General features: G+C 67.6%; 21 protein-coding genes, 7 pseudogenes and 1 riboswitch. Of the genes and pseudogenes, 14 read left to right on the top strand and 14 right to left on the bottom strand.

Annotation, left to right across the window (positions count from 1 at the left end; translation table 11 throughout):
* Window positions 1–167: 167 nt before the first annotated feature.
* From KQY30_RS35710 to KQY30_RS35695, 4 genes are all read right to left on the bottom strand, one after another.
* On the bottom strand, window positions 168–1,031 hold the full coding sequence (locus KQY30_RS35710; protein ID WP_217310604.1) for an SDR family oxidoreductase: 864 nt from the start codon (window positions 1,029–1,031) through the stop codon (window positions 168–170).
* Between the two features lie 1,106 nt (window positions 1,032–2,137).
* Window positions 2,138–3,076: a hypothetical protein gene (locus KQY30_RS35705; RefSeq protein ID WP_217310603.1), complete on the bottom strand. Its 939-nt coding sequence runs from the start codon at window positions 3,074–3,076 to the stop codon at window positions 2,138–2,140.
* 58 nt (window positions 3,077–3,134) lie between these two features.
* Window positions 3,135–3,572, bottom strand: coding sequence for a peptidase inhibitor family I36 protein (locus tag KQY30_RS35700; protein WP_217310602.1), 438 nt, complete (start codon window positions 3,570–3,572; stop codon window positions 3,135–3,137).
* A gap of 318 nt (window positions 3,573–3,890) precedes the next feature.
* Window positions 3,891–4,014, bottom strand: a riboswitch (cobalamin riboswitch).
* Between the two features lie 202 nt (window positions 4,015–4,216).
* A complete protein-coding gene (locus KQY30_RS35695; protein ID WP_217310601.1) occupies window positions 4,217–4,642 on the bottom strand; it encodes a Rid family hydrolase in 426 nt (141 codons plus the stop codon).
* Between the two features lie 114 nt (window positions 4,643–4,756).
* On the opposite strand from KQY30_RS35695, the gene KQY30_RS35690 reads away from it, so the two are divergent.
* The 3 genes and pseudogenes from KQY30_RS35690 to KQY30_RS35680 all read left to right on the top strand — a co-directional run.
* Window positions 4,757–5,263, top strand: coding sequence for a MarR family winged helix-turn-helix transcriptional regulator (locus KQY30_RS35690; protein ID WP_217310600.1), 507 nt, complete (start codon window positions 4,757–4,759; stop codon window positions 5,261–5,263).
* A 45-nt stretch (window positions 5,264–5,308) separates the two neighbouring features.
* Window positions 5,309–6,108: pseudogene (locus KQY30_RS35685) on the top strand (IS630 family transposase).
* Window positions 6,109–6,212: 104 nt separating this feature from the next.
* Window positions 6,213–6,341, top strand: a pseudogene (locus KQY30_RS35680) (IS5/IS1182 family transposase); the annotation flags it as partial.
* Window positions 6,342–6,700: 359 nt separating this feature from the next.
* Here the strand turns inward: KQY30_RS35680 and KQY30_RS35675 are convergent.
* The 3 genes from KQY30_RS35675 to KQY30_RS35665 form a co-directional block, all read right to left on the bottom strand.
* Entirely contained in the window at window positions 6,701–6,922 is a 222-nt protein-coding gene (locus KQY30_RS35675) for a hypothetical protein (protein ID WP_217310599.1), read from the bottom strand.
* A gap of 916 nt (window positions 6,923–7,838) precedes the next feature.
* Window positions 7,839–8,129 carry a hypothetical protein gene (locus KQY30_RS35670; RefSeq protein ID WP_217310598.1) on the bottom strand — a complete coding sequence of 97 codons (291 nt, stop codon included), beginning with the start codon at window positions 8,127–8,129 and terminating at the stop codon, window positions 7,839–7,841.
* A gap of 408 nt (window positions 8,130–8,537) precedes the next feature.
* Window positions 8,538–8,687 (bottom strand): hypothetical protein, encoded by a 150-nt coding sequence (locus tag KQY30_RS35665; RefSeq protein WP_217310597.1) that lies wholly within the window; start codon window positions 8,685–8,687, stop codon window positions 8,538–8,540.
* A gap of 163 nt (window positions 8,688–8,850) precedes the next feature.
* Here KQY30_RS35665 and KQY30_RS37000 point away from each other — a divergent pair.
* The 6 genes and pseudogenes from KQY30_RS37000 to KQY30_RS35635 form a co-directional block, all read left to right on the top strand.
* Window positions 8,851–9,003 (top strand): annotated as a pseudogene (locus KQY30_RS37000) (phosphodiester glycosidase family protein); the annotation flags it as partial.
* Between the two features lie 286 nt (window positions 9,004–9,289).
* A complete protein-coding gene (locus KQY30_RS35655) occupies window positions 9,290–9,472 on the top strand; it encodes a hypothetical protein (RefSeq protein ID WP_217310596.1) in 183 nt (60 codons plus the stop codon).
* 135 nt (window positions 9,473–9,607) lie between these two features.
* Window positions 9,608–10,183: a MauE/DoxX family redox-associated membrane protein gene (locus tag KQY30_RS35650; RefSeq protein WP_217310595.1), complete on the top strand. Its 576-nt coding sequence runs from the start codon at window positions 9,608–9,610 to the stop codon at window positions 10,181–10,183.
* Between the two features lie 42 nt (window positions 10,184–10,225).
* Window positions 10,226–10,780 carry a hypothetical protein gene (locus KQY30_RS35645; protein ID WP_217310594.1) on the top strand — a complete coding sequence of 185 codons (555 nt, stop codon included), beginning with the start codon at window positions 10,226–10,228 and terminating at the stop codon, window positions 10,778–10,780.
* Window positions 10,781–10,785: 5 nt separating this feature from the next.
* Window positions 10,786–12,687 carry an ABC transporter ATP-binding protein gene (locus KQY30_RS35640; RefSeq protein ID WP_367997472.1) on the top strand — a complete coding sequence of 634 codons (1,902 nt, stop codon included), beginning with the start codon at window positions 10,786–10,788 and terminating at the stop codon, window positions 12,685–12,687.
* Entirely contained in the window at window positions 12,684–13,244 is a 561-nt protein-coding gene (locus tag KQY30_RS35635) for a S26 family signal peptidase (RefSeq protein ID WP_254407486.1), read from the top strand. The genes KQY30_RS35640 and KQY30_RS35635 overlap by 4 nt, the downstream gene beginning before the upstream one ends.
* 120 nt (window positions 13,245–13,364) lie before the next feature.
* Here KQY30_RS35635 and KQY30_RS35630 read toward each other — a convergent pair whose 3' ends face one another.
* A complete protein-coding gene (locus KQY30_RS35630; protein WP_254407485.1) occupies window positions 13,365–14,294 on the bottom strand; it encodes a carboxylesterase family protein in 930 nt (309 codons plus the stop codon).
* Window positions 14,295–14,811: 517 nt separating this feature from the next.
* Between KQY30_RS35630 and KQY30_RS35625 the strand changes: the two are divergent.
* Together KQY30_RS35625 and KQY30_RS36995 are read left to right on the top strand one after the other, a co-directional pair.
* Window positions 14,812–15,288: pseudogene (locus KQY30_RS35625) on the top strand (transposase family protein); the annotation flags it as partial.
* Between the two features lie 341 nt (window positions 15,289–15,629).
* Entirely contained in the window at window positions 15,630–15,848 is a 219-nt protein-coding gene (locus KQY30_RS36995) for a hypothetical protein (RefSeq protein WP_254407753.1), read from the top strand.
* Between the two features lie 408 nt (window positions 15,849–16,256).
* Here the strand turns inward: KQY30_RS36995 and KQY30_RS36990 are convergent.
* Window positions 16,257–16,490: pseudogene (locus tag KQY30_RS36990) on the bottom strand (XRE family transcriptional regulator); the annotation flags it as partial.
* Between the two features lie 311 nt (window positions 16,491–16,801).
* Between KQY30_RS36990 and KQY30_RS35615 the strand changes: the two are divergent.
* Entirely contained in the window at window positions 16,802–17,368 is a 567-nt protein-coding gene (locus tag KQY30_RS35615) for a dihydrofolate reductase family protein (RefSeq protein ID WP_217310592.1), read from the top strand.
* Window positions 17,369–17,457: 89 nt separating this feature from the next.
* Here KQY30_RS35615 and KQY30_RS36985 read toward each other — a convergent pair.
* Window positions 17,458–18,370: pseudogene (locus tag KQY30_RS36985) on the bottom strand (transcriptional regulator); the annotation flags it as partial.
* 759 nt (window positions 18,371–19,129) lie between these two features.
* Here KQY30_RS36985 and KQY30_RS35610 point away from each other — a divergent pair.
* A complete protein-coding gene (locus KQY30_RS35610) occupies window positions 19,130–19,591 on the top strand; it encodes a hypothetical protein (protein WP_217310591.1) in 462 nt (153 codons plus the stop codon).
* 802 nt (window positions 19,592–20,393) lie between these two features.
* Here KQY30_RS35610 and KQY30_RS37625 read toward each other — a convergent pair.
* From KQY30_RS37625 to KQY30_RS35600, 3 genes and pseudogenes are all read right to left on the bottom strand, one after another.
* A pseudogene (locus KQY30_RS37625) lies at window positions 20,394–20,852 on the bottom strand (transposase); the annotation flags it as partial.
* A 142-nt stretch (window positions 20,853–20,994) separates the two neighbouring features.
* Window positions 20,995–21,174 (bottom strand): transposase, encoded by a 180-nt coding sequence (locus KQY30_RS37620; protein ID WP_367997493.1) that lies wholly within the window; start codon window positions 21,172–21,174, stop codon window positions 20,995–20,997.
* Between the two features lie 21 nt (window positions 21,175–21,195).
* Window positions 21,196–21,528 carry a hypothetical protein gene (locus KQY30_RS35600; RefSeq protein WP_217310590.1) on the bottom strand — a complete coding sequence of 111 codons (333 nt, stop codon included), beginning with the start codon at window positions 21,526–21,528 and terminating at the stop codon, window positions 21,196–21,198.
* 247 nt (window positions 21,529–21,775) lie between these two features.
* Between KQY30_RS35600 and KQY30_RS35595 the strand changes: the two genes are divergently transcribed.
* Entirely contained in the window at window positions 21,776–21,943 is a 168-nt protein-coding gene (locus KQY30_RS35595; RefSeq protein WP_217310589.1) for a hypothetical protein, read from the top strand.
* Between the two features lie 853 nt (window positions 21,944–22,796).
* Here KQY30_RS35595 and KQY30_RS35590 read toward each other — a convergent pair.
* Window positions 22,797–23,108 carry a beta-Ig-H3/fasciclin gene (locus tag KQY30_RS35590; protein ID WP_217310588.1) on the bottom strand — a complete coding sequence of 104 codons (312 nt, stop codon included), beginning with the start codon at window positions 23,106–23,108 and terminating at the stop codon, window positions 22,797–22,799.
* Window positions 23,109–23,217 lie beyond the last annotated feature (109 nt).

Below are 23,217 nucleotides of genomic sequence, written 5' to 3'. Positions count from 1 at the left end.
TTCGCCGGTTTGGAAAACCAGGACCCATCCCCGCGTACGCGGGGAGCAGGCCCGTCTGGACGGAGCCCGTCTTCTGCTGACCCATCCCGACAGGAGCCGCCTGTTCACCGGGGTCGGCGGCTTGAGCCGGCCGAAGCGGGGCAACGCGCTTTGGGCTGGGAAGCCCGTCAGCCGGCGACGGGAGTCTCGGGCCGCATCTCGTAGGAGTGCTGGATGGCCTGCTGCCGGGTGCCGAGACCGTCCGTGACCTTGCGCTCCCAGGGAACCTGCTGAAGCTGCTTGGTTTCTTCGATCATCGACTTGGGCTCCAGATTTCGGAAACTGTTGACCTCGCCGGCGGCGACGGACGTCAACGTCGCATAGACCGCTTCAGGATCGAACTGCGCTCGTGGGAAGGCGAGCTTGGAGTAGTCAAAAAGCCGTTGAGACGGGTCGTCCTCCCAGCTCTCCCAGGTCTGGAACATCCGGTCGTTGAAGCCGGTCAGAAATGGTCCGGGGTTGACCGTGGCGACTTCGATGTTGTGCTCCTGCAGTTCGTAGGCCATGGTTTCGGCGATCGCCTCGACTGCGTGCTTGGAAGCGGAGTAGATGCCGGTGAAGGGGTTGACGTTCAGGCCTTCTCGGGATGAGACCCAGACGATTCTTCCTGCGCCACGCTCGACCATCTGCTTGGCGATCCCCTGGGTGAGGAGCAGCGGTCCGGTGACGTTGACCTCGAACTGGTGCCGGATGTTCGGTACGGGAATGTCTACTGTTGAGCCGCCTTCGCCGACCCCCGCGTTGTTCACGAGGATCTCCACACCCCAGTTGAGGGCTTTGCGACGATCACCGTCGTTGGTCACATCGAGCTTTTCGACCTCCAGGCTCACCCCTCGCTCGGCGGCCTGGCGCTTCAGGGTCTGGACCTGGCCGTAGATCTCCACCGTGGCGATTACGTCGAATCCCTTTTCCGCCAAACGCATCGCGGCTTCATATCCGAAGCCGGTACCCGCTCCTGTGATGAGAACCTTTTTGAGCGCCGCATTCGCCATATTGTCCGCTTCCCTTCGGGTTGCTGGTGTCGATTTGTTCCGCCTCGGCCTCACGCTTTTATTTTGGCGGCCGTCCAATGGTCAGCAGACTGGTCGGGCCGGCCTCGATGGCGTACGCCGACAGCTTCGCGATCTCAGCATTTGGTGAACCCGCCCCGCAGCCAGCCGCCGCTTGTCGTCCCAGACCTCAGAGATGTCGCGGACGACGCACTCCCCCGCCTGCTCGCCTACTGATGAACGGTGGAGCCGTTGGCCGGCAGTCACGATGAGATCCGTGACGGCCGATGAGGGTGGGAGATCAGTGACACGTACGAGGAATCGATCTCCACCGTCTTGCGCGCTACTCCGGAAACCGCAACCCAGGAAACGGCCTGGTGTTATCCAAGTAAACATGTACTGTAAGTGTGAGCGGGCGTCCTGGAACCGGCAACTCGGGACCGGCCGGCGCGCCCACATATGGGCATTATAAAATGGAGAAATAGCTTCAGTGCTGCCCTGCGTGAATTGAATATTAAGGACGCATCGGCTCGCCTTCAGTGAATCATCGCAGGCTGTTCCGTAACCACGGGCCGCCCCTCAACGATGGGTCACTTCAGGCCTCCAAGATTAGCCGAAGATAAGCTCAACGTCCTTGTCTGCGCAGAACCGAAAAACGGTGACCGGCTGACTGACATCTTCGATACGCCGTCGCAGGAAAGGGTCACTGTCGTCGGGCTGACGTCGGCCAGCTATCGCCGACCGCCTTACCTTCAACGGCACCATCATCGCATTCACGGTGCTTCCGTCAGGTACTTCCGGTCCAGCCAGCTCGGTCGCCGCGGTGTGCCAATGTCGGCAATGCCGTCGTTTCTGGTCGACACTCGTGGACCGGGTTCACCAACTGAATCCGGAACCCGTTGAGAAACGCTGTTGTTAGTGATCAACGAAGTCACCAGGAGGACGGGTATTGGTTCGGGGAGTCTCGTCTTTGGCCATGACGGCAGTCTCCACCGCTTCTCAGAAGCACCGGTCGGGCATCATCAACGTCGACTCTGCTCGTTGAGTTCGACTGGCGGTCAGGACTGTCTCCCCATTCGCAGGTCAGTAGGAGTCAATTGTGCTGGGGCTTACCGAGCCAAGGTCCGGTAAGCCCGGTATCCTTCCCGCAGAGTTCGGTGCGCGGCGTTCAGCCAGCTTTCTTTGGTGGCCGCGAATTCCTGAAAGTCGTCGTGATGTTCTCTGATGGCGTCGCGCTGGACACGCTCGTCGGTACGGACCCAGATCCGCAGGAGGTTCGTCTCTTCCTTGCAGCGCACGTCGGTCCTCGCTGCAGTCAGTTCCCGGGCCGAAGGGCGCGCGGTCTTCCCCCACGCGGGGTCGCCGAAGGCCTCAAACGGATCCGCGTAGTTGAAGCCCGCCCGTTTCATGCAGCGACTCCACTCGCGGGTCTCCGCCTTCACCTCCGGTGTACGGCGGGCGGCGTCGAAGGCTTCCACTGTGTACCGGCCGAGCAGGGAGGTCCTGTCACGCGGAACGTCGCGGAGAAGGCGGGCGTGTGCTTGTCCCCAGCAGCCGCCGGTAACGCCGTTCTCCCCGAAGGCCACCAGCTTCTCCCGGGACGGCAGCCTGTCACGGGCATCCCACACCGCCTCGCGGTCGGCTTCAGCCCTGGTGGGCGGCGGCAGGTGATAGCCGTAGCGGGCCGCAGTTTCGGGTCCGGTCAGTCCGTACCGGCGTATGTTCAACGATTCCGTTTCTCCGGCGGACCGCGGGGGCGGCAGCATGTGCCAGTCCAGGCGCTGCTCGCGCATGCAGGCACGGATCAGCACGTCCTCAGCGGCCTCGATGGTGTCGGTATCGGACGGCGAGAACTGATAGGCGTCGAAGGGCAGGAGAATGGCACTCGCCCGCCCTGTGGTAGCAGGCGCGGCGGGCTCGGCCCGCGGTGTTTCGGATGTGGCCCGGGGGACAGTGATCGCGGTGACGAGCGACAGTCCGAGGGCGACGGTCACGACGACAAGGGTGATGAGGCGGCGCGGCATCGGCACGGTGTCCTTGTCCTTCATCGGGGCGCAGCAGGTGGGGCGGTGCCTTGTATGCGCGTTGGCACCGCCCCATCGGCCGTCAGATGAATATGATGCAGCTGGCCTTGTTGTTGAAGTCGAAGGTGCCGCCGTTGAGCTGCCCCAGGTCGGGCGCCTGGCTCCCCGGCGGGAACTTGACGTAGTCGCCGCTGCAACTCCCGCCGCTGCTGTTGCCGAACTGATAGAGGTAGGCCCACCGGTTGGTGAGGTTCTTCGCCGACGAGCTCAAGTTGTCGACCGAGACGCTGGTTCCGTCCCACTCGTCGTTCGCGAAGTACCGGTCATTGCCGTTGTAGGACTTCTCGTTGCCCGTGTAGTTGGGCCATTCGTAGATCCAGAACCGCCCCTCCACCGCAGCCGTCCCGACAGCAGCGGACCCGGTGCTCGGCCCAGCCGCCAAGGCCGACGGCGCCGTCCCCATCACACTCATCACTCCCAGCGCGACAGCGCCGAGAGCCACCCCCATGATGCGTCGCATAACGTTCCTCTCTCCCCGTACTTGACTGTGCGGTCGCTTGCCCCTCCAGGGTGATCGGACCTCGCCGCCCTGTCGTTGACCCACAGCGCACACATACTTGACGATGCGTCCACTCACACCGCCCATCACGCCGCCAGTAAGGGCCGGTAGTAGGTGTGGTTGTAGGCCTCGATAATCTGGAAGGCCCAATGGCACCAGACCGGCCCGCAGTCCGACCGCCTCGTCGCCGGACGCCTCTTCCGCAGACTTCTCGGGCACGCTCAACCACCCCTCTCCGGGGGAAATCCGCCCCGGTGTCCCATGAGGAGGCGACCGCGTGAGTCTCCTGGCTCTCGGGGGCATTGCTCGTCCTGGCCTTCCTGCCTCTCTCGGACGGCGACCTGCCGGAACTCGCTCGCCGATCACAGTGGCGGGACCGCGCCGGATTCGCACCGACTTCCTCGAACTGCCGTCGCCTTTTCACCGATCATCGTTCCGTCGCCGCCAGGCCGCCGTCACGAAAAGCGTTTCGGCGGCGACACGAGAGGCTTCGGCGGATCCTGTTCCGCGCCGCCGGGGGAGTAGCTGGAGGAGCGGCCAAAGTACGCGGGTTCCGGCCGGCGGTGGCCCGAATTCACGCCGGACAGGATCCGGCACCCGGTGAATCAGTGCTCGTCATTGATGACTGCGGTGACGCGGATCTCAATCCGCATGGCGGGCAGCCCGAGGACGGTCACGCCCGTCTGGGTCCAGACGGGGGCTCGACCGCCCAGGCACGCGCGGAACTGTTCGGCCATCACGTCGTTGTGGTCCTGCCCGATGACGTCCTGGCCCTGGGGCACCTTGTGGTACGAGTTGACGTGGATGACGTCCTTCCAGGTGGCTCCGCAGGTCGCGAGCGTCCGCTCGACGTTTTCGAAGGCACGGACGATCTCCTCCTCAATGCTGTCGGGGATGTTGAGGTCGTCGTCCCAGCCGCCCTGCCCGGACGTTTCGACGCGCTGGTCGACACGGACGGCCTGGCTGTAGCCGAGCGCCTTGAGCAGGATCTCGCCGTATCCCGGAGTGACATGGAAGGTTGCATTGCTCATGGTGACGGATTCCTCTCGCACAGTAATTTCATGATTGAGTTCAACCTTGTAGTAAGGCTACATGGGTTCAACGTTGAAGTACCATGGGGAGCGCTACGTGAACGTGAGGTGGGGATGGCAGCCGACAAAGGAGCGGACAGCGAGGACGCTCACGTCGAGGGCGACGGTCTCCGGTGGCTCGACCAAGCTGAGAAGGAGGCGTGGACCGGCGTGCTCTCGCTGGCCATGCTGCTGCCGGGCAGGCTGGAGTCACCACTGCGCCGGGAGCATGGCATCACGCTGTTCGAGTACCTCGTGCTCAGCCACATGTCCGAGGCCCCGCAGCGGCGGCTGCGGATGGGTGACCTCGCATATCTCGCCGGCGGCTCTCCGTCCCGGCTGTCCAACGTGATGAAACGCTTCGAGCGGCGGGCCTGGGTGGAGCGTTTCCCCGACCCCGGCAACGGCCGTTACATTCTCGCGACGCTCACCGAGGAAGGATTCTCCGTCGTGCGTCGCGCGGCACCCACCCATCTCCGTGCCGTACGTGGCATGCTCCTCGACCGGCTCAGCGTGGCCGACCAGAAGGCGCTGACCCGTATAGCGGAGAAACTCCAGATCCGTCCCGTGGACTTCCTCTAGTGTGATGCGCCAGAAATGACGAGACTAAGTCTGTAGGCTGTTTTCGTGGTGTCTCGGGGTCCTCGTGCTGTCGAAGTCGTACTGTCTGCCGAGGAGCGGTCGGAGTTGACGCGTTGGGCGGGTGGCGCAGTGTCGGCCCGTGTGGCGGAGAGGGCCCGGATCATTCTGGCCTGTGCGAGGGGAACGTCAAATACCGGTGTAGCGGCCGACTTCGGGGTGTCTACGGAAACGGTGCGCAAGTGGCACCATCACCCGCCCGAGAAAGCAGTGGTGCTGTGCGTGGACGAGAAGAGCCAGATCCAGGCGCTGGACCGGTCCCAGCCAGTGCTGCCGATGATGCCGGGCATGCCCGAGCGGCGCACCCACGACTACTACCGGCACGGCATCACCAGCCTGTTCGCCGCCTTCAACGTCGCCGACGGCACCGTCATATCGGAACTACACCGCCGTCACCGGGCCATCGAGTTCAAGAAGTTCCTGGTCACGATCGACAAGGCCGTGCCCGCCAGCCTCGACGTCCACCTGGTCTGTGACAATTACGCCACCCACAACACCGCCGAGATCAAGACGTGGCTCGGAAAACACCCACGCTTCCACGTCCACTTCACCCCACCGGCTCCTCCTGGATAAACCAGGTCGAGCGGTGGTTCGACCTGCTGACGGACAAGCTCATCCGCCGCGGGATGCACACATCCGTCAAGGCCCTGGAGCAAGACATCAGGGCCTGGATCGACGGATGGAACAAGAACCCCAGGCCTTTCACCTGGACCAAGACCGCCGACGAGATCCTCAACTCCCTCGCCGACTACCTCACCAAAATCAACCCGCCGACCACCAAAACCTGAAAAGACTCAGTCTCGTCATTTCTGGCGCATCACACTAGTGTCATGCGCCGGAAATTACAGGCTTAAGAAGCCATCTCATTTGGGCTGTTCGGTAAGCTTCAGGTGTGGGGATCGTTGAGCGGCTGGTGCCGGATGAGCTGTGGGATTTGTTCCAGCGGGTGGCGCCGGAGGCGCCGACGCGTCCGCAGGGAGGCGGTCGGCGCCGGCACGGGGACCGGGAAGTGCTGGCCGCGATGCCGGATGCGTCCTGAAGAATCCCTTGCATGCGTTCTTGGCTCTGCACCAGGAGGGCCTGCCCGCGCTACTCGACTGTCTTCGTCCGACCTGGACAAGGCTTCGGTGATCAGGCGAGTGGCGAAGTCGGGGTCGCCGGTGAGGCGGTTGATGTGCTCCGCGAGCAGAAAGGCGGTGTCTTCCAACGGATGTCCTCATCTCACTATCTCATTACAGCGTCTACACAGCAGCCCGCGACGGCTTCGATCCCTGCCGCGTCAGACGACGAGATCACCACGCTCTAGGTCGACGGTCGCCCACTGGACCGCCGCGGGCCGCCCCGGGGAGAACGAGGTCTTCGCCCGGTGGACGCCCCGGGTTACGGGTACCAGATGATGACCGCGACCCTGATCTCGCGGGCCTCGGGCAGCACGAGGTATTCCAGTTGGACGGGCTCGCGCTCGATCTGGAGGCTGTAACGCATGCCCAGGTCGTCCACAAGACGGCCCGGCGGCTGACGGCCGAGGTCGACGGCGTCGCCTACCTCGATCGCCAGCGCACGCGGGTAGTTGACCGTCGCCTTCCTGAGATCCAGGGGCATGTCGAGGACGGTCTCCGCGGGGATGTCTTCGGTTCAGACGGCCCAGTGGCGGGGCTGGTCGCTTACCAGGCTCCCTCGGCACGTTCAGCGAGTGCGTCCGCCGGGTGAAGTTCTCGCGAGCGACAGGCCACCAACCCTGCGGCGACTCCCGCCGCACTGCACGACCGGCTGGCCCTGGAGTTCATGGGCGCTAGCTGTGGTGTCTCAGGTCGCTGCGATGTCGGCTGCCCCGCCGCCTCCGCCGCGTCCTCGTCCGCCCCACGATGCAACACACCGCGCTCGCCCGGCCGCCCGTGCGATCCGCCGACCATCGCCGCGACGCCGGTGTTGCCCACCAGCCGCTGGAGCCAGACAGCGCGTTCTCCGCCCCCGGCTGCGGGAGCGCCCGAGGGTGGGCAGCGTGCTCGTCGTCGCGGTCGTGGCTCTCCCGTGCGACAGGCCCGCGTATCGACCGCCCCTCCTCGAACACCTCTCCCCCACAGTCTCGACAACCCGGGCGTACCGCACAAGGGCGGCGTGGAGCCCTGCCGCGCCAGATTGCGGACGGCAGCACCATGTGCCGGTGTCGCGCCGCGCGAGACGCTGACACGGTCCGCCCGCAGTGCTGTACCGGCACAGGTTCACGCGTTCTTCACAATGGATCGCCCGGTCCGAGCCCAGTCGCGTCGCCCCGCGCCTGCCGGACACGAGCGCCTGCTCGTCCTTCAACAGCGTCCAGAGCTCGACGAGTTCGTTCAGGTCCAACGGAGTACGGGCCACGATCGCCGATCGTCCTCGCAGAGCTTCACCCACCGCAGCCGTACGGCCCCGGACTCACCCACGGGGTGGCACCCCGCAAGATCACTGCCGTTTGCGGCTGGTGACAGCGTTCTTACCGGCACCCCGACCCGGGGCGCACGAGGCTTCGTGAGCATCCTCAGTGCTCACGAAGCCTTGACCACCACCAGCCGCCCACCGTGAAGGCGTTCACCGGCCCAGGATTGGGCAGAGTGCGACGCTCGAACTCATCGTCGAAACGAGCAACCAGCCGGCCGAGATCGCGCCGGGCACCGCGAGGGAGGTGAAGCATGACCTCTTCCAGATCATCGCGGGCATACTCCACCTCCAGTCCGGGCTGCCAGACCTGGGATGCCTTCAGGTAACGGCCGGGTTGCCTGAACGCCCACTCGAAACGGGCGAGCGCGTCAGCAACTGCACCAGGCCACATCCGCTCATCCTCGACGCGGCGAACAGTTGCACGAGTCTTCGCGGAAACGCCCCGGATCCGCCGAACTGCAACGTGTCTGCGAGGCCGCCACCGCCCAGCACGGACGGCCTTCGGGCGCCTACGCGGCATCGCCCTTTCTGATAAACATGCCGTCATCCTGCCACGAATGAGGCTGGCTCCGCACGCACGATCGAGCTCCCCGCCACTCGGGTGCTCTTACTTCTCACCAACACTCACGCCGAACACGGCTCCGGACCCAACGCCCAACGCTGAGTTGTCGAGCGCGCCTTCACCCCATCTACACCGGTTGCGCCGCCTGCGCACCCGCTGGGAGATCCACGACAACAACCACCAAGCCTTCCTCACCCTCGGATGTGTGCTCAGCTGCTGGCGCCGCCTGACCGCAGTTCAGCGACGCCACTCATAGACACCCGGTGAGGAGTTCAGCACCTCGCTCGGCCATTCCTCCAGCACCTGCCCGAGCAGCCTCCGCTGCTCGTCGATCCAGCCCCGCGCCCGCGGTGCTCCATGCCACCGCGATGGGTCCTTCGACAGCACGGCTGTAACGTCTCGCGGCTGGTGTCGTCCGTACGGGCTCGCCCACCGCGCCCGTGTCAGTGGCTCCTCCGGCGCCCCCGGTGATGGCAGGCGGTGTTCATCGGTCGGCGGGCCGGTGCCCCTACTGGCGGACGTGACGTGGGAACGCGCCGGTGTGTTCGACGATGCGGGTGCCGACGACGGTGTCGACCTGGACGGCGGCGGCTCCTCCGCTCTCGTCACCCGTGACCGGGTATCCGGTACGCCTGTGGTGCGCAACCACCCTGTCGGCGGGGCAGAGCGCCCGATTCCGGAAGGCATCGGGCTCTTCTCACGCGGGTGGCCCACCCGCCAGGGGCGTCACGGCAACGCCGCGGCCCTCGTGGGTCACTGGTCTCATGTAGCGGCTCTGGCCAGCCGGTTCAAGGTTTCCCGAAGGTTCCTGCAAGGTCCGGCTCGCACAGTGGTGATCGCGGTGCCCTTCGGTGCCGGACCGCTGGTCAGTCACGGGGTCCGGTTCAAGGGGCACGGCCGGATCGGCAACCGCCGTGCACGAACACCGGTGACCGCCGATTCCGTACACCGTCCTGGTGCGATCACGGTCAAGGAAAAGGAGTCAGAAGATGTATCAGAAGCTGGAAGCGCTGGGGAGCAGCCTGCTCGAGCGCTTCGTGCCGAAGGTGAGCGCGGCGGCCGCGGCACAGGCGTGTAGCTGGAAGTACTTCCCCACCTGCTGGCAGTGCGACTACCGGCCCTGCTACGCGTACTGCTGCGACGGGGCCGCCTGCACGCAGGTCCAGTGCTGATCCACACCACTGCCAGGGCACCCGCGCTGAAGTGCGCGTGACCCCGCTGTGCGGCCGCTGCGGTGCCGGCCATGCCCGTGTGGCCCGCTCGGCACCGTGGCGGCATCGTTTCCGGCCGACCGCTGTGGAGTTGTGGTGACGTACGTGGAAATCGGGGTCCGGTGCCTCATCGGCACGGTGTTCCTGGCCTCGTCGCTCGGGAAATCGACGGGCCGACGGGCCTTCGGAGAATTTGTCGGCGCCGTGCGCGCCATGCCTGTGCCCCTCGGTCCGCTGCCGGCCCGCCCGGTGGCCGTCGGGGTGCTGCTCGCCGAGTTCACCGTGGCGGCACTGCTCCTCACACCGTCGCCCGCTCCGGCGGTCGTGGGCGCGCTGGCACTGGCCTCGGGACTGCTGACCGCCTTCACCGTCGGCATCGTGATGTCCGTCCGGCGCGGGCTGGCCACGCCGTGCCGGTGCTTCGGGGCCTCCGCCACGCCGATGGGGACCCCGCACGCCGTCCGCAACGGGGTGCTCCTGACGGCCTCGCTGACGGGGGCCTGGACCGTCGCCACCGTACGTCCCGCCGTCGTCGAACCGCTCGGGGCCGTCGCCGCGTGCCTCATGGGACTCGCCCTCGCGGGCTTGGTGACGGCCTGGGACACCGTCGCGGAACTCTTCCGGCCGGTGACACCGCCCCGCCCGTCCCGTCGGTCGCCCGGTCGGACCTGAACCGGCCGCCCCTGCATCCCTTCCGAACGTTAAGGAGTCCCCATGCCTCTCCTCGTAGCACTCGTGGTGCTCGTGGGGGCGCTCTGCGTCCTTGATCTGGTCCTCACCGTCGGCGTCATCAAAAGGCTGCGTGAGCACACCGAACTGCTGACCGCTCCTCCGCCGGAACCTGCCGTGACGGTCGGGGAACGCGTCGGAGAATTCGCCGCGACCACCGTCGGCGGTTCGCCGCTCGGCCCACAGGACTTCGCCGGTGAGACCCTGGTGGCCTTCTTCTCGCCCACCTGCAAGCCCTGCAACGAGAAGCTGCCCGACTTCCTGCGGTACGCCAGGACACCGGTGGCCGGCGAACAGAGCCCGGTGGCCGTCGTGGTCGGCGAGCCCGCCCAGGCGAACGACTTCGCCTCCCGTCTCGCCCCGGTGGCGCGGGTCGTCGTGGAACGCCCGGGCGGCGCGATGGGCACCGCGTTCAAGGCCGACATGTATCCGACACTGCTCAAGGTCGCCCCCGCGGACGACGGAACGCTGGTGGTGACGGACAACGCCGCGGCGCTGGAGCGGTCCGCGGCGGTCGCCGCCCCCATTCCGGCTCGGTGAGGCCGGTGAGGGGGAACCGGCCCGCGCGCGCCGTCTCCGACGGACCGGCCGCGGGAGAAGGGGAAACGGCCTCGGCCGTCACCGCGCGCCACGCCGTGGCGGCCCTCTCCCTCACCGCGATGGCGGCGCCCATGGCACTGCTGGGATACGTCACCCTGGCGCTTGTCACCGGTGTGCTGCCGGTGGGCGCTGCCTGGCTCACCAAAACCCTGGTGGACGGGCTCATCGCCGGCGAGCCGTCGGGCCATACGGCGGCCGCCGCCGGGCTGGCACTGCTGGGCGCGGTCGCCGCAACCGCACCCCACCTGAATCAGTGTCTGCGAGCCGCACTGGAGCGCGAGGTGGGGCTGCTCACCCAGGACCGTCTGTTCCGCGCGGTCGAACGGTTCACCGGCCTCGCCCCGTTCGAGGACCCCCGTTTCCTCGACCGGCTCCGACTGGCGCACCAGGTCGGTGGTACGGCCCCCTGCCGTGCCGTCGACGGCGCCATCGGGGGTCTCCAGGCGGGGATCACCGTACTGGGATTCCTCGGATCGCTCTTCCTACTGGGTCCTTTGATGGCCGCACTGGTCCTGACGGCGGGGCTTCCCACGCTGGCCGCCGAGATCGCGCTGTCGCGGCGCCGCGCCCGGATGCTGTGGGACATCGGGCCCGTCGAACGCAGGGAGTTCTTCTACAGCCATCTCCTCGCCAGTGTGGAGGCCGCCAAAGAGGTACGGCTCTTCGGCACCGGCGGCTTTCTGCGTGGCCGGATGATGGCGGAGCGCCGCCGCGCGAACGCCGCACGACGCACCGTGGAGCGCCGCGAGGCAACCACGCAGTCACTGCTGGGGCTCCTCGCGGCGTCCGTGGCCGGCGCCGGCCTGCTGTGGGCGGTGGCCGCCGCCGCACGCGGATCACTCTCGGTCGGATCCGTCGCCATGTTCACCGCCGCCGTCGCCGGCATCCAGGGCTCGCTGGCCACGCTCGCCGGCGAGGTGGCGAGGACGCACCAGTCACTGCTGCTCTTCGACCACCACCTTGCGGTGACCACGGCCGCCCCCGACCTTCCGGTGCCCGACCGGCCCGTACCACTCCCCGCGCTGCGCGAGGGCATCGAGCTGCGCGACGTGTGGTTCCGCTACTCCGACGACCATCCGTGGGTGCTGCGCGGTGTCACCGTCCGTATCCCGCGGAACACCTCGCTCGCCCTCGTCGGCCTCAACGGCGCCGGCAAGTCCACACTGGTCAAACTGCTGTGCCGGTTCTACGACCCCACGCGCGGACAGATCCTGTGGGACGGCGTCGACATCCGCGACGTGGATCCGGCACTTCTGCGCCGGCGGATCGGCGCGGTGTTCCAGGACTACATGCAGTACGACATGAGCGCCGCCGACAACATCGGCTTGGGCGATCTGAGCGCCTTCGACGACCGCGGGCGCATCCTGACCGCGGCCCGGACCGCGGGCATCCACGATGTGCTGGCCGGACTGCCCTGCGGCTATGACACCCTGCTGACGCGCCTGTTCTTCGCCGAGGCCGACGCGGCCGATTCCGCGACCGGGGTCGAACTCTCGGGCGGCCAGTGGCAGAGGCTGGCGCTGGCACGTGCCCTCCTGCGCGACCGGCGCGATCTGATGATCCTCGACGAGCCGTCGTCCGGGCTCGACGCCGAGGCGGAGCACGAGATCCACCGGTCCCTGCGCAAGCACCGCGAGGGTCACACCAGCCTTCTGATCTCCCATCGGCTGGGCGCCGTGCGGGAGGCCGACCTGATCGTGGTTCTCGCGGACGGACGTGTCGTCGAACAGGGCGACCACGACGCTCTGATGGCCGCCGGCGGCGCCTACGCGCGGCTGTTCACCCTGCAGGCCTCCGGCTATCGGACCGGGCCCGCCATCCCCGCCCCCGCCGGAGGACGACCGTGAGTCTGCCCGTCCGCTCCGCCGCACGTCACGGAGTGAGTCTCCTCTCCGGCGGCGCCGCGGCGCTCCTGTCCACCGGGAGCCCGTCCCCAGCTCTCCTCTGCGGGGGGCTCGCCGCGACGCTCGGCCTCACCCTGGCCGTCACCGGGAAACTGGCCCGCACCCTGGTCGTGGTCACCGTCCACGGCAACAGCATGGAACCGGCCTACCACGACGGCGATCGTGTGCTGGTGCGCCGAGGAGCGCCGCCGGAGCCGGGACAGGTCGTGGTGATGGAACGGCCGGCCGCCGGGATCGGCTGGACCGCGCCGCCCGTGTCCACCGGAGCCGACCCCACCGCGGTCTCCGCGCGGGAGTGGCTGATCAAACGCGTGGCTGCGGTTCCCGGCGATCCGGTGCCGTATGAGATGGGCGTCGCGGACGAGCGGGTCCCGCACGTCCCCACCGGCCGCGTCGTCCTCTTCGGGGACAACCGCGCGGCCAGCCACGACTCCCGCCAGATGGGCTACTTCCCGGTCGAACGGCTGCTGGGCGCGGTACTCCGCCCTCTCCCCCGCTGACCGCGTCCCCGTGTCCCGACACCGTTCCGGCGCGTGTGCGGGGCCGACGAAGGGGCGAAGGCGCCTCTTCGGCGGCCCCTTCACCGCAGACTTGGGCGCCAAGGGTGCGCCATCGGCCCTTCACCGTCTCAGAAGAAAGAACGGGACGCCCCGCCACAGCACGCGTACGTCGGAGCGGCTGTCATCGGCCGCCTGATCCTCCGGAACTGCCCAGACCTTCACGGTGGTGGCATCGGCGGTGACCGGAGGCCAGCCTGTGTCGCCGTGGGCGGCGAAGTCGGCCCATGCGCGGAGCATGCGGCGGGACAGGACTCGGTCCTGTTCGTCAGGGGTGCCGCCGATGCGGAGGGCGGCACCGTCCGGGGCCAGGTTGCCGAAGGCGAACGGAATGTCGGCGGTGTGCCAGGGCCGGGCCTCGCCGTTCGGATTGTGGCGCCTGCGGGCGAAGCGGGAAAGAAACGTCCGGCCGCCGGCCCCCGCGTGGTGCTCGGCAAGCCGGCTGCTGTACTCGCCGAACTGTGCGTCGCCGAACAGCGCGAGGTATCGCTCAAACACCGGGGCGTCGGGCAGCAGCGCACGGTACCCGGCGACCAAGCCGGCCGGGAGACGGAGGGCCTTGGCGAAATCGACGAGTTCCGGCTCCGAAGTGACTTCCCTTACTCCTCCGGTCTCGTGCAGGAACCAGTGCTCCTCCAGGGTGTGGCACACCAGCAGGTCCACATCGCGGGAGACGCCGGAAGCCAGAGCGGAGAGCGGATCCATGGGCAGCACGTCGCCGTCGACCACAGGCTGGAAAACCACCGGATCGTACGCCCGGAGCGCCACTACGGGGTCGTCCCCGCACTGTGCGGCGACCTTGTCGGAGGCCGCGATCGGGTGCCGCGGAGAGACGGAGAGCAGTCCGTCGCCCAGCCCCCTGCAGACGAACTCTGCTTCGGCTTTCTCCCGGAATGCAGGGACATCGTAAAGTGTGATCGCCAACACGAACATAGCGGTCGATGACATGGAAGAGGCGGGCCCGGTTGACGCCTCGATTTCCTGCCCCAGCACTCGCCAAGGGGGGTAAGTACTGCTTTGCACCGAGCATACAGGCTGGTCTGTGCAGATCACTGGCTTCCGCGCCGACCTGTGATATTCGAGGGCCTCTGTGAGAGATATCGTCTCGGCTTCAGGGCATAGCACGGCACCGAGGACGTACAGATCACTTGGTGTGACTCTCATCGACGTATGTCAGCAGCACACCGAAGCCCCTCAGGTAGTCGGGGCGCGTGCGAGGGTTTCCGCCAGTCCAGGCACCTGGACGACGAGGCGTCAGCGCTGTGAGCAGCAGCAAGTGTCTGCCCGTCACCAACGCCAGCGTCCAGAACAGCGTCGTGGTCATCCAGAACGGAGCCAACTGGGCGCTGTACCGCTCCCCGAAGCGCTGCGTGGCATGGTCAGCCCCGGCTGACGATGCCTGCCCGAATGCCAGGGGCGTAATCACAGCAAGTAGAGGTCGGGCTCGTGTGCTTCAGGCTGCCGACCTAAAGCGTGTTGCAGAAGGCTGCGGGGCGGGCATTTTCCGTGCATGCGTGGGGTGTTGAGGGCTGAGGCGTTGTGGGTGGAGACTTTCACGGGTCTGCGGATGTGCCAGTTCGAGCGGCTGCTGAAGGTCGCGCGAGAGCGCGGTGGAAACGGTCCTGGCGGTGGCCGTCCGTGGTGTCTGCCGCTGGCGGACCGGGTGCTGCTGGTGGCCGTGTACTACCGCACCAACCTCACCATGCGGCAGCTCGCTCCGCTCTTCGGGGGCTCGCCGACGACGGTGTGCCAGGTCGTTCAGCGGCTGCGACCGCTGTTGGCGATCGAGCCTGCCGCCCGCCCGGCCGAGGTGGTCGACCGGTTGTGGATTGCGGACGGCACCCTCGTCCCGGTCCGCGACCGGAAGGCCGGAGCGTCCTCGCGCAACTACCGGTTCCCGGCGAATGTGCAGGTCATCATCGACGCCGATACCAAGCTGGTCATCGCCGCGGCCCGGCCGGTGCCGGGCAGCACCGCGGACGCGAACATGCACAGCCTCGCCCTCGCCACATGACCAGAACGGTCACAAACCCCGCCCCGACCTGCCTGAACACAACCTTCTGCAATACGCTTTAGACGTCCGTCAGGGCCCTGTGCATGCGTGGATGAGTCCCGGACCAGAGGGTTCAGCCACTGTGTTACTCGGCTCCTTCAGTAGCGGACCCTACGGCAGCAACCTTGATGAGGCGTGAGGCGATTGCTCCGAGGCTGCGGCCGAACGATGTTCTCGGGTGAGGTGAGGGGGTGGCGGACGCAAAGCGGCGAGCTTAGTATCTTGCGAGCTGGCCCGGTCTGAGAAGTCCGTGAGGCCCGCGACGGTAGCGCGGGGTGCTTCATAATCCCGGCGGGATCAACGCCCCGTACCAGCTCGTCAAGTCGCACGTCTGCCTGATGTCCACCTGCCAGGCCCCGGCGGGCTCGCCCGGCCGCGCCACCTCTGGCAAGGTTGCACTCAAGTACCACACCGCCCGCTTCCAGCTCGTCCCTGCGCTCCGCTCCGAACTCCGCGTCGCCACCCCCGATGTCCGGCACCCTGGCTCCGCTTAGCGGGCACTGCCGGTGCAGAAACTCGCAGCGTCGGCCGTGCCAATGAAGGTCCGCCTCGTATATGCCCGCATCTCCAGTAGAACGCAGGAAATCCAGTCCCAGGTCGACGCCCTCGAAGCGTCCGGCGTGCACCGGCTGTTCCATCACCGCCTCCTGGGTGCCGGGCGGTCGCCGTTCAGCACCTGGCCGGCGCGAGACACAAGCGTGCCGCAGACGATGAGCCCAGCCAGTGCTCCGAAGAAGAGTCCGGACTGGATCCAGGCACCGTCCAGCAGACCTTGCAGCCCTCCGATTAGGGGAGAAAACCCAGGTACGAGGCCATCGGGTGCCAGCAGGAGGCACTGCTTGGCATGCCGGGAACCCGGGCGGATTACGGATTCCAGAACTCCGTGCTCGGCCACGCGCTGCTGACCGTACAGCCGCGTCAGCCTTCGCGGCGATGTCCTTCGGCGGATGCTTCCGCGCGCCGCGTCGGCAGCGGTTGACCGAGTCGGCGGTGATGCCAGGCTCCTCTGCGACGGCCTTCGCGGACGTCAGCTGCTGGAGCAGGCAGCCGATCCGGCCCTTGAGGGGCTTCGGCGGCTCCCGGGGGAACGCTTCCCGGCCGGCCCGCTCGATGGCGTCGCCGGTCTCTCCGGCCACGGCCCACTCCCCTTCGTCTTCATCCAGGACGGCGTCGTGCAGGGTCTCGCCGCTCGTGACACGTCAATCTGGCGTGACCTGGGCGTTCTTGGCGGTCTCACGGGCTTGTCACCCATGGTCGGTCCCAAATCCGCGGCATTCCTCGCGAGGTCGAGGGCGAAGGCGAGATCAGGAGGCTTGCCCGAGTCGGCCGTGTACACCGCGCTGAGCCCCGGGCACGAGGACTACCGGCGAGCCCGGATCGCGCACCGATGAGTTTCCCGCGCCGCGCCGGTCCATACGCCGGACACCCACGGACGGAAGGCTGAGCCATGCGGAAACTGATCTACGGCATGAACCTGACCCTGGACGGCTACATCGCCGCGGCCGGCGACGACATCGGCTGGAGCGGACCACCGAGCGACGAGCTGTTCCAGTGGTGGCTCGACCACGAGCAGGCGAGCAGCCTGTCACTGTACGGGCGCAAGCTGTGGGAGACGATGAGCTCCTACTGGCCCACCGGCGACCAGCAGCCGGGCGCCACCCCGGCGCAGATCGAGTTCGCGCGGAACTGGCGGGACACGCCCAAGGTGGTGTTCTCCTCGACGATCGACAAGGCCGACTGGAACACCCGCCTGGTCACCGGCGACGCGATCACCGAGATCACCCGGCTCAAAGCCGAGGACGGCGGCCCGATGAACATCGGCGGCGCAACACTCGCCGGAGCGGCCATGCGCGCCGGACTGATCGACGAGTACGCGATCGCCACCCATCCGGTCCTGGTGGGAGGCGGCACGCCGTTCTTCACCGCACTGGACAACTGGGTGAACCTGAACCTGGTGGAGACACGGACGCTGCCCGGCGGCGTGGTCCTGACCAGGTACGAGACGAAGCGCTGAACAGCAGCACCCCACGCGCCAGTCTCACGGTGACGCCGTATACGGCATCGGTACGACGCGGCCCGTGAGGTTACGACATCAGCCGCGCAGCCCCTGATGCAGCGGGCCGGGTTGCAGCCCTTCTCCATCAGGCCGACCGCCCACAGCACCGACCGGACGCCCTCCGGCTCCGCCGGGCCCGGGGGCGGGCCCGAGGCGGAACCCGTCCGGCTGCGGCGTGCCGGACACCGCGTACGGCGGGAAGTCCAGCGGGCTCGGGTCCGGTGGGGGGTGGACGGCGCAGTCGGACGGCGCGGCGAGCGGGAACAGGCCCCTCATCCTCGCCGTATTGACGAGCTTGCGGTGCATGTTGACCCGCGCCTTGCTGATGACTGCGGCACGGATGTCAGGGCGCCAGGCCAGCCGTTCCAGGGCCGGCCACCGCCCGCCCTCCTTCCCTTGCAGTGGCGGCCCTGCGGGCGCTCGCGGAGCTTGCCGACGCCCGCCCTTGACCATGGCCCTTGACCGTGGCCTTGATGCCGGCAAGGACAACGGCCAGGGCCAGGCCCGGCCCGCTTGGGCTGCTCCACCGCGGCGAAGAACCCCGCGCCGGAAAGATCCCTGGTGACGCCGAGGCCGGAAAGGGTGTCGACGTACGCGGCCTTCAGACGACCGTGCCAGGGTCCAGGTACGCGCCGGTCCCGCGGCGCAGGCACGCCCCGGCCGCTCGACCGGGCGGACGTCGCAGCCGAACTCCTGGGCGCAGGCGACGGTGTGCGTCTGATACCAGGCCGGGGCTTCTCGGGCGGGTGCCGTCCGGGGCGAACGGGCCGGGCAGGCGCGGGCCCAGCCCGATGCCGCTCAGGTCGACCGGCCAGGAGCCGGGGACCTTCGGGTTGAACACCGGGGCGTGGAAGCAGCCGGGGGCGGACAGTCCCACGACCAGGCGGGCCGCGGCCGCGACAAACGCCGTGTTCAAGTCGAGTCCGACCGCGTGCGGCAGTTGCACTCCTCATCGCTGAGCGGATCCTCGCTGTCCGCGAGCAGCACTACGCAACCGTGACCGGCACCAACTCCGAGCAGTGGGACAAGGAACCGGCCGGGGATGTCGTGAGCATCGCGCTGCGGACCGTGCGCCTGGATGAACGGAGATCCACCCGCAGGCGCTGGAGGTGTACCTGCACGAGCAACGGCTGTCCCCGCCGGGGTACAGCCCGCTGAGACGCCGTCACCCGCCCCGGCAGCCGGGCATGCGGCGGAGGCCAGCAAGACACAACAGGCCTCCCAGCGCGACCTTACGGCCCTCGCCCAGCAGGTGGAACAGGAAAGCTCAGACCGGCCCGTACCAAGGAGCCACAGCAAACTGAGCACGGTCGACGGCGAGACCCAGCCGGTAGCCGCGAAACGGGCGTACGGATCCCCACCACAAAACCGAGACACGACAAGCTCACGGCCCAGCAGTTGGGCGCACCACGGAAGCCGGGCATCAAACCGGCCTGAGCGGGCTGCCAGCCGCCGGCCGCCGGAGCACGCTCCTTGTTCCAAGGTGAGGACCTGCCGCTCGGCCGGCTGCAGGTCCTGGAGCAACCGCGGACCCGCGGATTGATTCGGGCCTCGCGAAAAGACCTGTGAGCCGGTGTGCCATGTTCGCCCGGCTTCCCTCGCACGCACGCCTCGCACAGCGGTCTGCTCCGCACCCCCTCGCGCTGTCGGGGCGGGAGCCGCAGGGCATGCTGTAGCGGTGTCCCGCCCGTGTCCGATCCGCTCCGGAGGCGCTGTCCCATGGCCGCCCGCCTGTACGTCCGTTCCGGCCTCGATCCCGACGCGCCGGAGACAGTGTTCGCCGTCCTCGTCGTCGATCCCAACGGCACGCCCGCAGAGCGTGCCGTCGCCCGACTCGGCTCATACTGCTACGAGGGCGACGAGGTGTTTTATCTCGTCCGTACGGACGGCTGGGCCGAACGGTCACTCGACGCAGGACTGCTGACCGTCTCCATCGCCGTCTACCCCGTCCCGTTGCAGCAGGTCAGCGTGGACCCCGCCAGCTTCCCCAGCCGGTCGGCCGTCGATCCGCAGGCCGTGATAGTCCTGTCCGCCCGGACCACGGCCGACCCCGCCCTGTCCGCACGCCTGGCCGGACCGACCGCCGTCTACACCGCCGGTCCCGACATCTCCCTCGACGACCTCCTCACGTCCGGGGAGGAATGGCCCATGGTACTGGCGCCTCCGCCCACGCACACCTGACCCGACCTGCCACGACGGGCCGTCAGATCCGGCCGCATACGGGGACGGCGCAGCAACCGCCCCACCTGTATGGACCAGGTGGGCGTCAGTACCGACCGGCGCGGGCGCTTCCGGGCCGCGGACCGGTCCAACGGCCGTCGCCTACCTCACCGACACAGGAGACGTCACCCTCACATGGCCACAGGCCGTCGCCGACCATCCCCCACCCACTCCCCACCGACAGCCCCGCTGGCACGGGTCCACCCACAAACAGCAGCCAGCACACGGAAGTGCAGCACCTGCCGACACCGACAACAGACCGCAAACCGGTGCCAAGCGGGAAGCCAGCGGCAAAGCGGGAGACAGACGATCGCCGCTGGCCGCGGAAAGAAGAGCTTCCGGGAACTCGCTTCCAGGAACAGCACGTTGAACCGATGCCCACGACCCCGCAGCCATCCCACACAGGCCGCGGGCCAGCCACACCAGCCAGAAGGGATTCACCACATGGACGACATCTTCGGGGAAATCATCGAGGAGATCGTGGAAGAGACAGCCGAAGAGATCGGCGGCGAAGCCGCCGAAGACGCCGTCGAAGAACTCTTCGACTGACCACACACCCACAGGATGCGGTGCGGCAACCAACCCCGCACCGCATCCCATGGACCAAACACAAGCCAGCCCAGCAACGCACTAGACCACTCCACACGACACAAGCAACAGCCAAGACGAACGAGGCCACGTGCAGTCGCGCCTGGTAGCGGAGTGCGAGCTTGTCGAAGCGGGTCGGGATCGCGCGGAACTGCTTGAGACGGTTGAAGCAGCGCTCAACCACGTTGCGGCCCTTGTACTGCTCCTTGTCTGTACTGCTCCTTGTCGAAGGCTGGCGGCCGGCCGCCGTGTGTGCCGCGTCGCTTGCGGTTGGCCACCTGGTCGGAGCGTTCGGGGATGGTGGCCCGGATACCGCGTCGCCGCAGGCCGGTCCTGATGGCCCGGGAGAGTACGCCTTGTCGTCCAGTACGCGGTCGGGGCGGCGTCGCGGCCTGCCGACCGTGGAGCGGGGCACCTTGATGGCGTCCAGTACCGCTGCGAACATCGTGGAGTCGTTCACGTTTCCGGCCGTCACGACCAACGACAGGGGCAGACCACGGCCGTCCACGGCCAGGTGGACCTTCGTGGTCAGTCCGCCACGGGACCTGCCGCGGGCCTGCCGCGCCGCCGAGCATTGCGGATCTTCCACTTTGTCCCCGTCCGGTTCCCCCTTTTTTCCGGGCACCGGCGGCATGCTGATGGGCCCGGTTGGTGGTGGAGTCCACCGAAACCGTCCACTCCAGGAGGCCCGCCGCATCGTCACGGACCTGAACGTGCTCCTGCAATCGGGCCCACGTACCGCCGGACTCACACCGGGTGAACCGCTCGTAGACCGTCTACCACGGCCCATAGCGCTCCGGCAGATCCCGCCACGGGGCGCCGGTCCGCAAGCGCCACAACACCCCGTCGATCACCTGCCGGTGATTCCGCCAGGGCCGCCCTCGACCATCCAGCGTCGGCAACAGCGGCGCTATCCGCTCCCATGCCGCATCCGTCAACTCGCCACGACCAGCCACAAGATCAATGATCAACTATGACTAGTCACCCATGAACCGCAGGTAGCTGCCCGGCGTCGCCGCACAAGCTCCAAGAAGCTCGGTGAGGTCGAGGAGAGCCGCCCTCTGCCGTTCGTCGTCGCAGCCCTTCGCCAGAGCGGCAGCCTCCTTGCTGGCGACTTGAGCCTCTTGCTCGTTGAACAGTGTGTCGCCATACGGATCTACCCATCCGAGCTTGCCCGAGCCTTGGCGGTCAAGCCTGCTCAGCGCCCGCGCCAACGCTTCACCATGCTGGTAGGACCCCCGCAGCAACGTGACTCGGGACGATCCCCTTCGCGCGGGCCGCCCCGAGTAAAGCTCAAGCTCGATCCCCATGACCCCTCCGCCAGCTCCGGACGCCCCAGCTTCGCAGAGATCAAATGTCAGACACGGCCTAGACCACTCCAGAAGACACAAGTAACAGCCAAGACGACCGAAAACCCGGGACGGCTGACCAGACGGCACGGTGTCAGCCCCCCAGGCCAGTCCCTGCCAACAGGGCCAGCGCCCAGCACCACACACCGACACCCCACGACAAACAGCACGTATTCCAACCGCTGGCCTCGGGTGCCCATCCGAGGGCATGTCGCCACCGTTCCTCTACGAGAACACCAACACTCACAGACCGGCCCAGACCGCCGTCACCGACAGCAAGAGCCGCCACGGCCGCGTCACCCAGTACGAGCACGAGCGCATCGAAGCCTCATGGCGGGAACGAGCCCTCAACGCCGAAGAGCAGAAGAGAAACTGACTCGCACCCAGCACGAGATCCTCGCTCAGCGACAGCAGACCGGCGAGCTCATGGGCCATCCCAGAGACTTCGACCAGATGGTCCCCGGCGAATCCATCCAGCACCCTGACCGCGGAGAACACCGCCCTCAAGCAACGAGTCCAACATCTGGCCCAGGAACACCGAACCCCGCAAGAACGACTCGAAGGCGGCCGTTCCAACCTCCGCTTCACCGACAAACGCATCGCCGACCTCGAAGCCCAACTTCTCGACAGGGCCAGGCGCGACATTCCATCCCCCTGGTGGAATCAGGAGGCGGTTGTCATACCGCTGTGCCGCCGTGCCGGTACTTGGCAGGGCGGCGTGGTCCGGCGCGCGGGGCATGCCGACGTCCTGCGCGCATCAGGCCGGCGCAGACCTTCTCCCCGCCTGCCCAGAGGCCGATCAGCGGCCCCGGCCCGTATCCTCGCCAGGATCTCCCGCACCCCCGGGCCGGACACACGCAGCACCCTGGGCGGGGCCCGGCGCTTGTTGACGATGACGTGCGTGTCCCTCCCGGCGCGACGCCATCAATCTGCGCCGTCAGGGTCTCCACCACGGCCGTGGTCTGGCCGTGGAGGCAGAACGCCTCCACGGCCACACGGTGTGCCGCGCGGTGAACGGGAACCCGCCGTGCCCAGCGCGGGGCGCTCAGCACGGCCGCCGCCAGTGATGCGGCCGGGCAGTCGTCGACGCGCACGGTCAGGGTCTACCGCAGCGCGGCCGAGGAACGGCGGTCACCGGCTGCGCCGGCTACCCGCCACGGCGGCCGACCGGCCCGCGCGTCACTGCCGTGAACAGGTCCTTCACGGCCGTGAGCAGGTCCTCCGGTACGTCAGCACAGCACGGTGCGGTCGTAGTTGCCGGTTATCCCCTCGTAGCCGAAAACCCTGGACGTCCCGACCTTGATGGCATAGCACGGGCTGTCGGGGCCCAGTGAAACGATCACCTTGACGCTGGCGGTCTTCTGGCAGTTGTTCTGCAGAAAAACGTCGAATCCCTCGATCGTCGGGTAGACCGTCCGCCCGACACAGCCCGGCGCGGTATCCCCCGGGGCGGCGTCGGCGGAGGGGGCTGTGACACCCAGGGTGCCGATGGCGACCACCCCTAAGACGGCGGTCCGGGTGAGCCTCTTGATCAGATACACGTGTATCTCCCCTGTCAGTCGCATGGCTTCCCACCGCGCTTCCGCCTGTCAGGAACGCGCGGCAGGCACGTGCCCGAAGCGCCGGCTCCTCACCGGCACACCTCCATAG

The sequence above is a fragment of the Streptomyces sp. GMY02 genome, assembly GCF_019056675.1.
Classification (GTDB): domain Bacteria; phylum Actinomycetota; class Actinomycetes; order Streptomycetales; family Streptomycetaceae; genus Streptomyces; species Streptomyces odonnellii.
Note: the sequence above shows the minus strand (reverse complement) of the source record. Positions and strands in the feature narration are given on the sequence as shown.

Bases quoted from the DNA above. Each gene is read 5' to 3' on its own strand.
- KQY30_RS35710 (WP_217310604.1), bottom strand. From the start codon at position 1,031: ATGGCGAATGCGGCGCTCAAAAAGGTTCTCATCACAGGAGCGGGTACC.
- KQY30_RS35705 (WP_217310603.1), bottom strand. From the start codon at position 3,076: ATGAAGGACAAGGACACCGTGCCGATGCCGCGCCGCCTCATCACCCTT.
- KQY30_RS35700 (WP_217310602.1), bottom strand. From the start codon at position 3,572: ATGCGACGCATCATGGGGGTGGCTCTCGGCGCTGTCGCGCTGGGAGTG.
- KQY30_RS35695 (WP_217310601.1), bottom strand. From the start codon at position 4,642: ATGAGCAATGCAACCTTCCATGTCACTCCGGGATACGGCGAGATCCTG.
- KQY30_RS35690 (WP_217310600.1), top strand. From the start codon at position 4,757: ATGGCAGCCGACAAAGGAGCGGACAGCGAGGACGCTCACGTCGAGGGC.
- KQY30_RS35675 (WP_217310599.1), bottom strand. From the start codon at position 6,922: ATGCCCCTGGATCTCAGGAAGGCGACGGTCAACTACCCGCGTGCGCTG.
- KQY30_RS35670 (WP_217310598.1), bottom strand. From the start codon at position 8,129: ATGTGGCCTGGTGCAGTTGCTGACGCGCTCGCCCGTTTCGAGTGGGCG.
- KQY30_RS35655 (WP_217310596.1), top strand. From the start codon at position 9,290: ATGTATCAGAAGCTGGAAGCGCTGGGGAGCAGCCTGCTCGAGCGCTTC.
- KQY30_RS35645 (WP_217310594.1), top strand. From the start codon at position 10,226: ATGCCTCTCCTCGTAGCACTCGTGGTGCTCGTGGGGGCGCTCTGCGTC.
- KQY30_RS35615 (WP_217310592.1), top strand. From the start codon at position 16,802: ATGCGGAAACTGATCTACGGCATGAACCTGACCCTGGACGGCTACATC.
- KQY30_RS35610 (WP_217310591.1), top strand. From the start codon at position 19,130: ATGGCCGCCCGCCTGTACGTCCGTTCCGGCCTCGATCCCGACGCGCCG.
- KQY30_RS35600 (WP_217310590.1), bottom strand. From the start codon at position 21,528: ATGGGGATCGAGCTTGAGCTTTACTCGGGGCGGCCCGCGCGAAGGGGA.
- KQY30_RS35595 (WP_217310589.1), top strand. From the start codon at position 21,776: ATGTCGCCACCGTTCCTCTACGAGAACACCAACACTCACAGACCGGCC.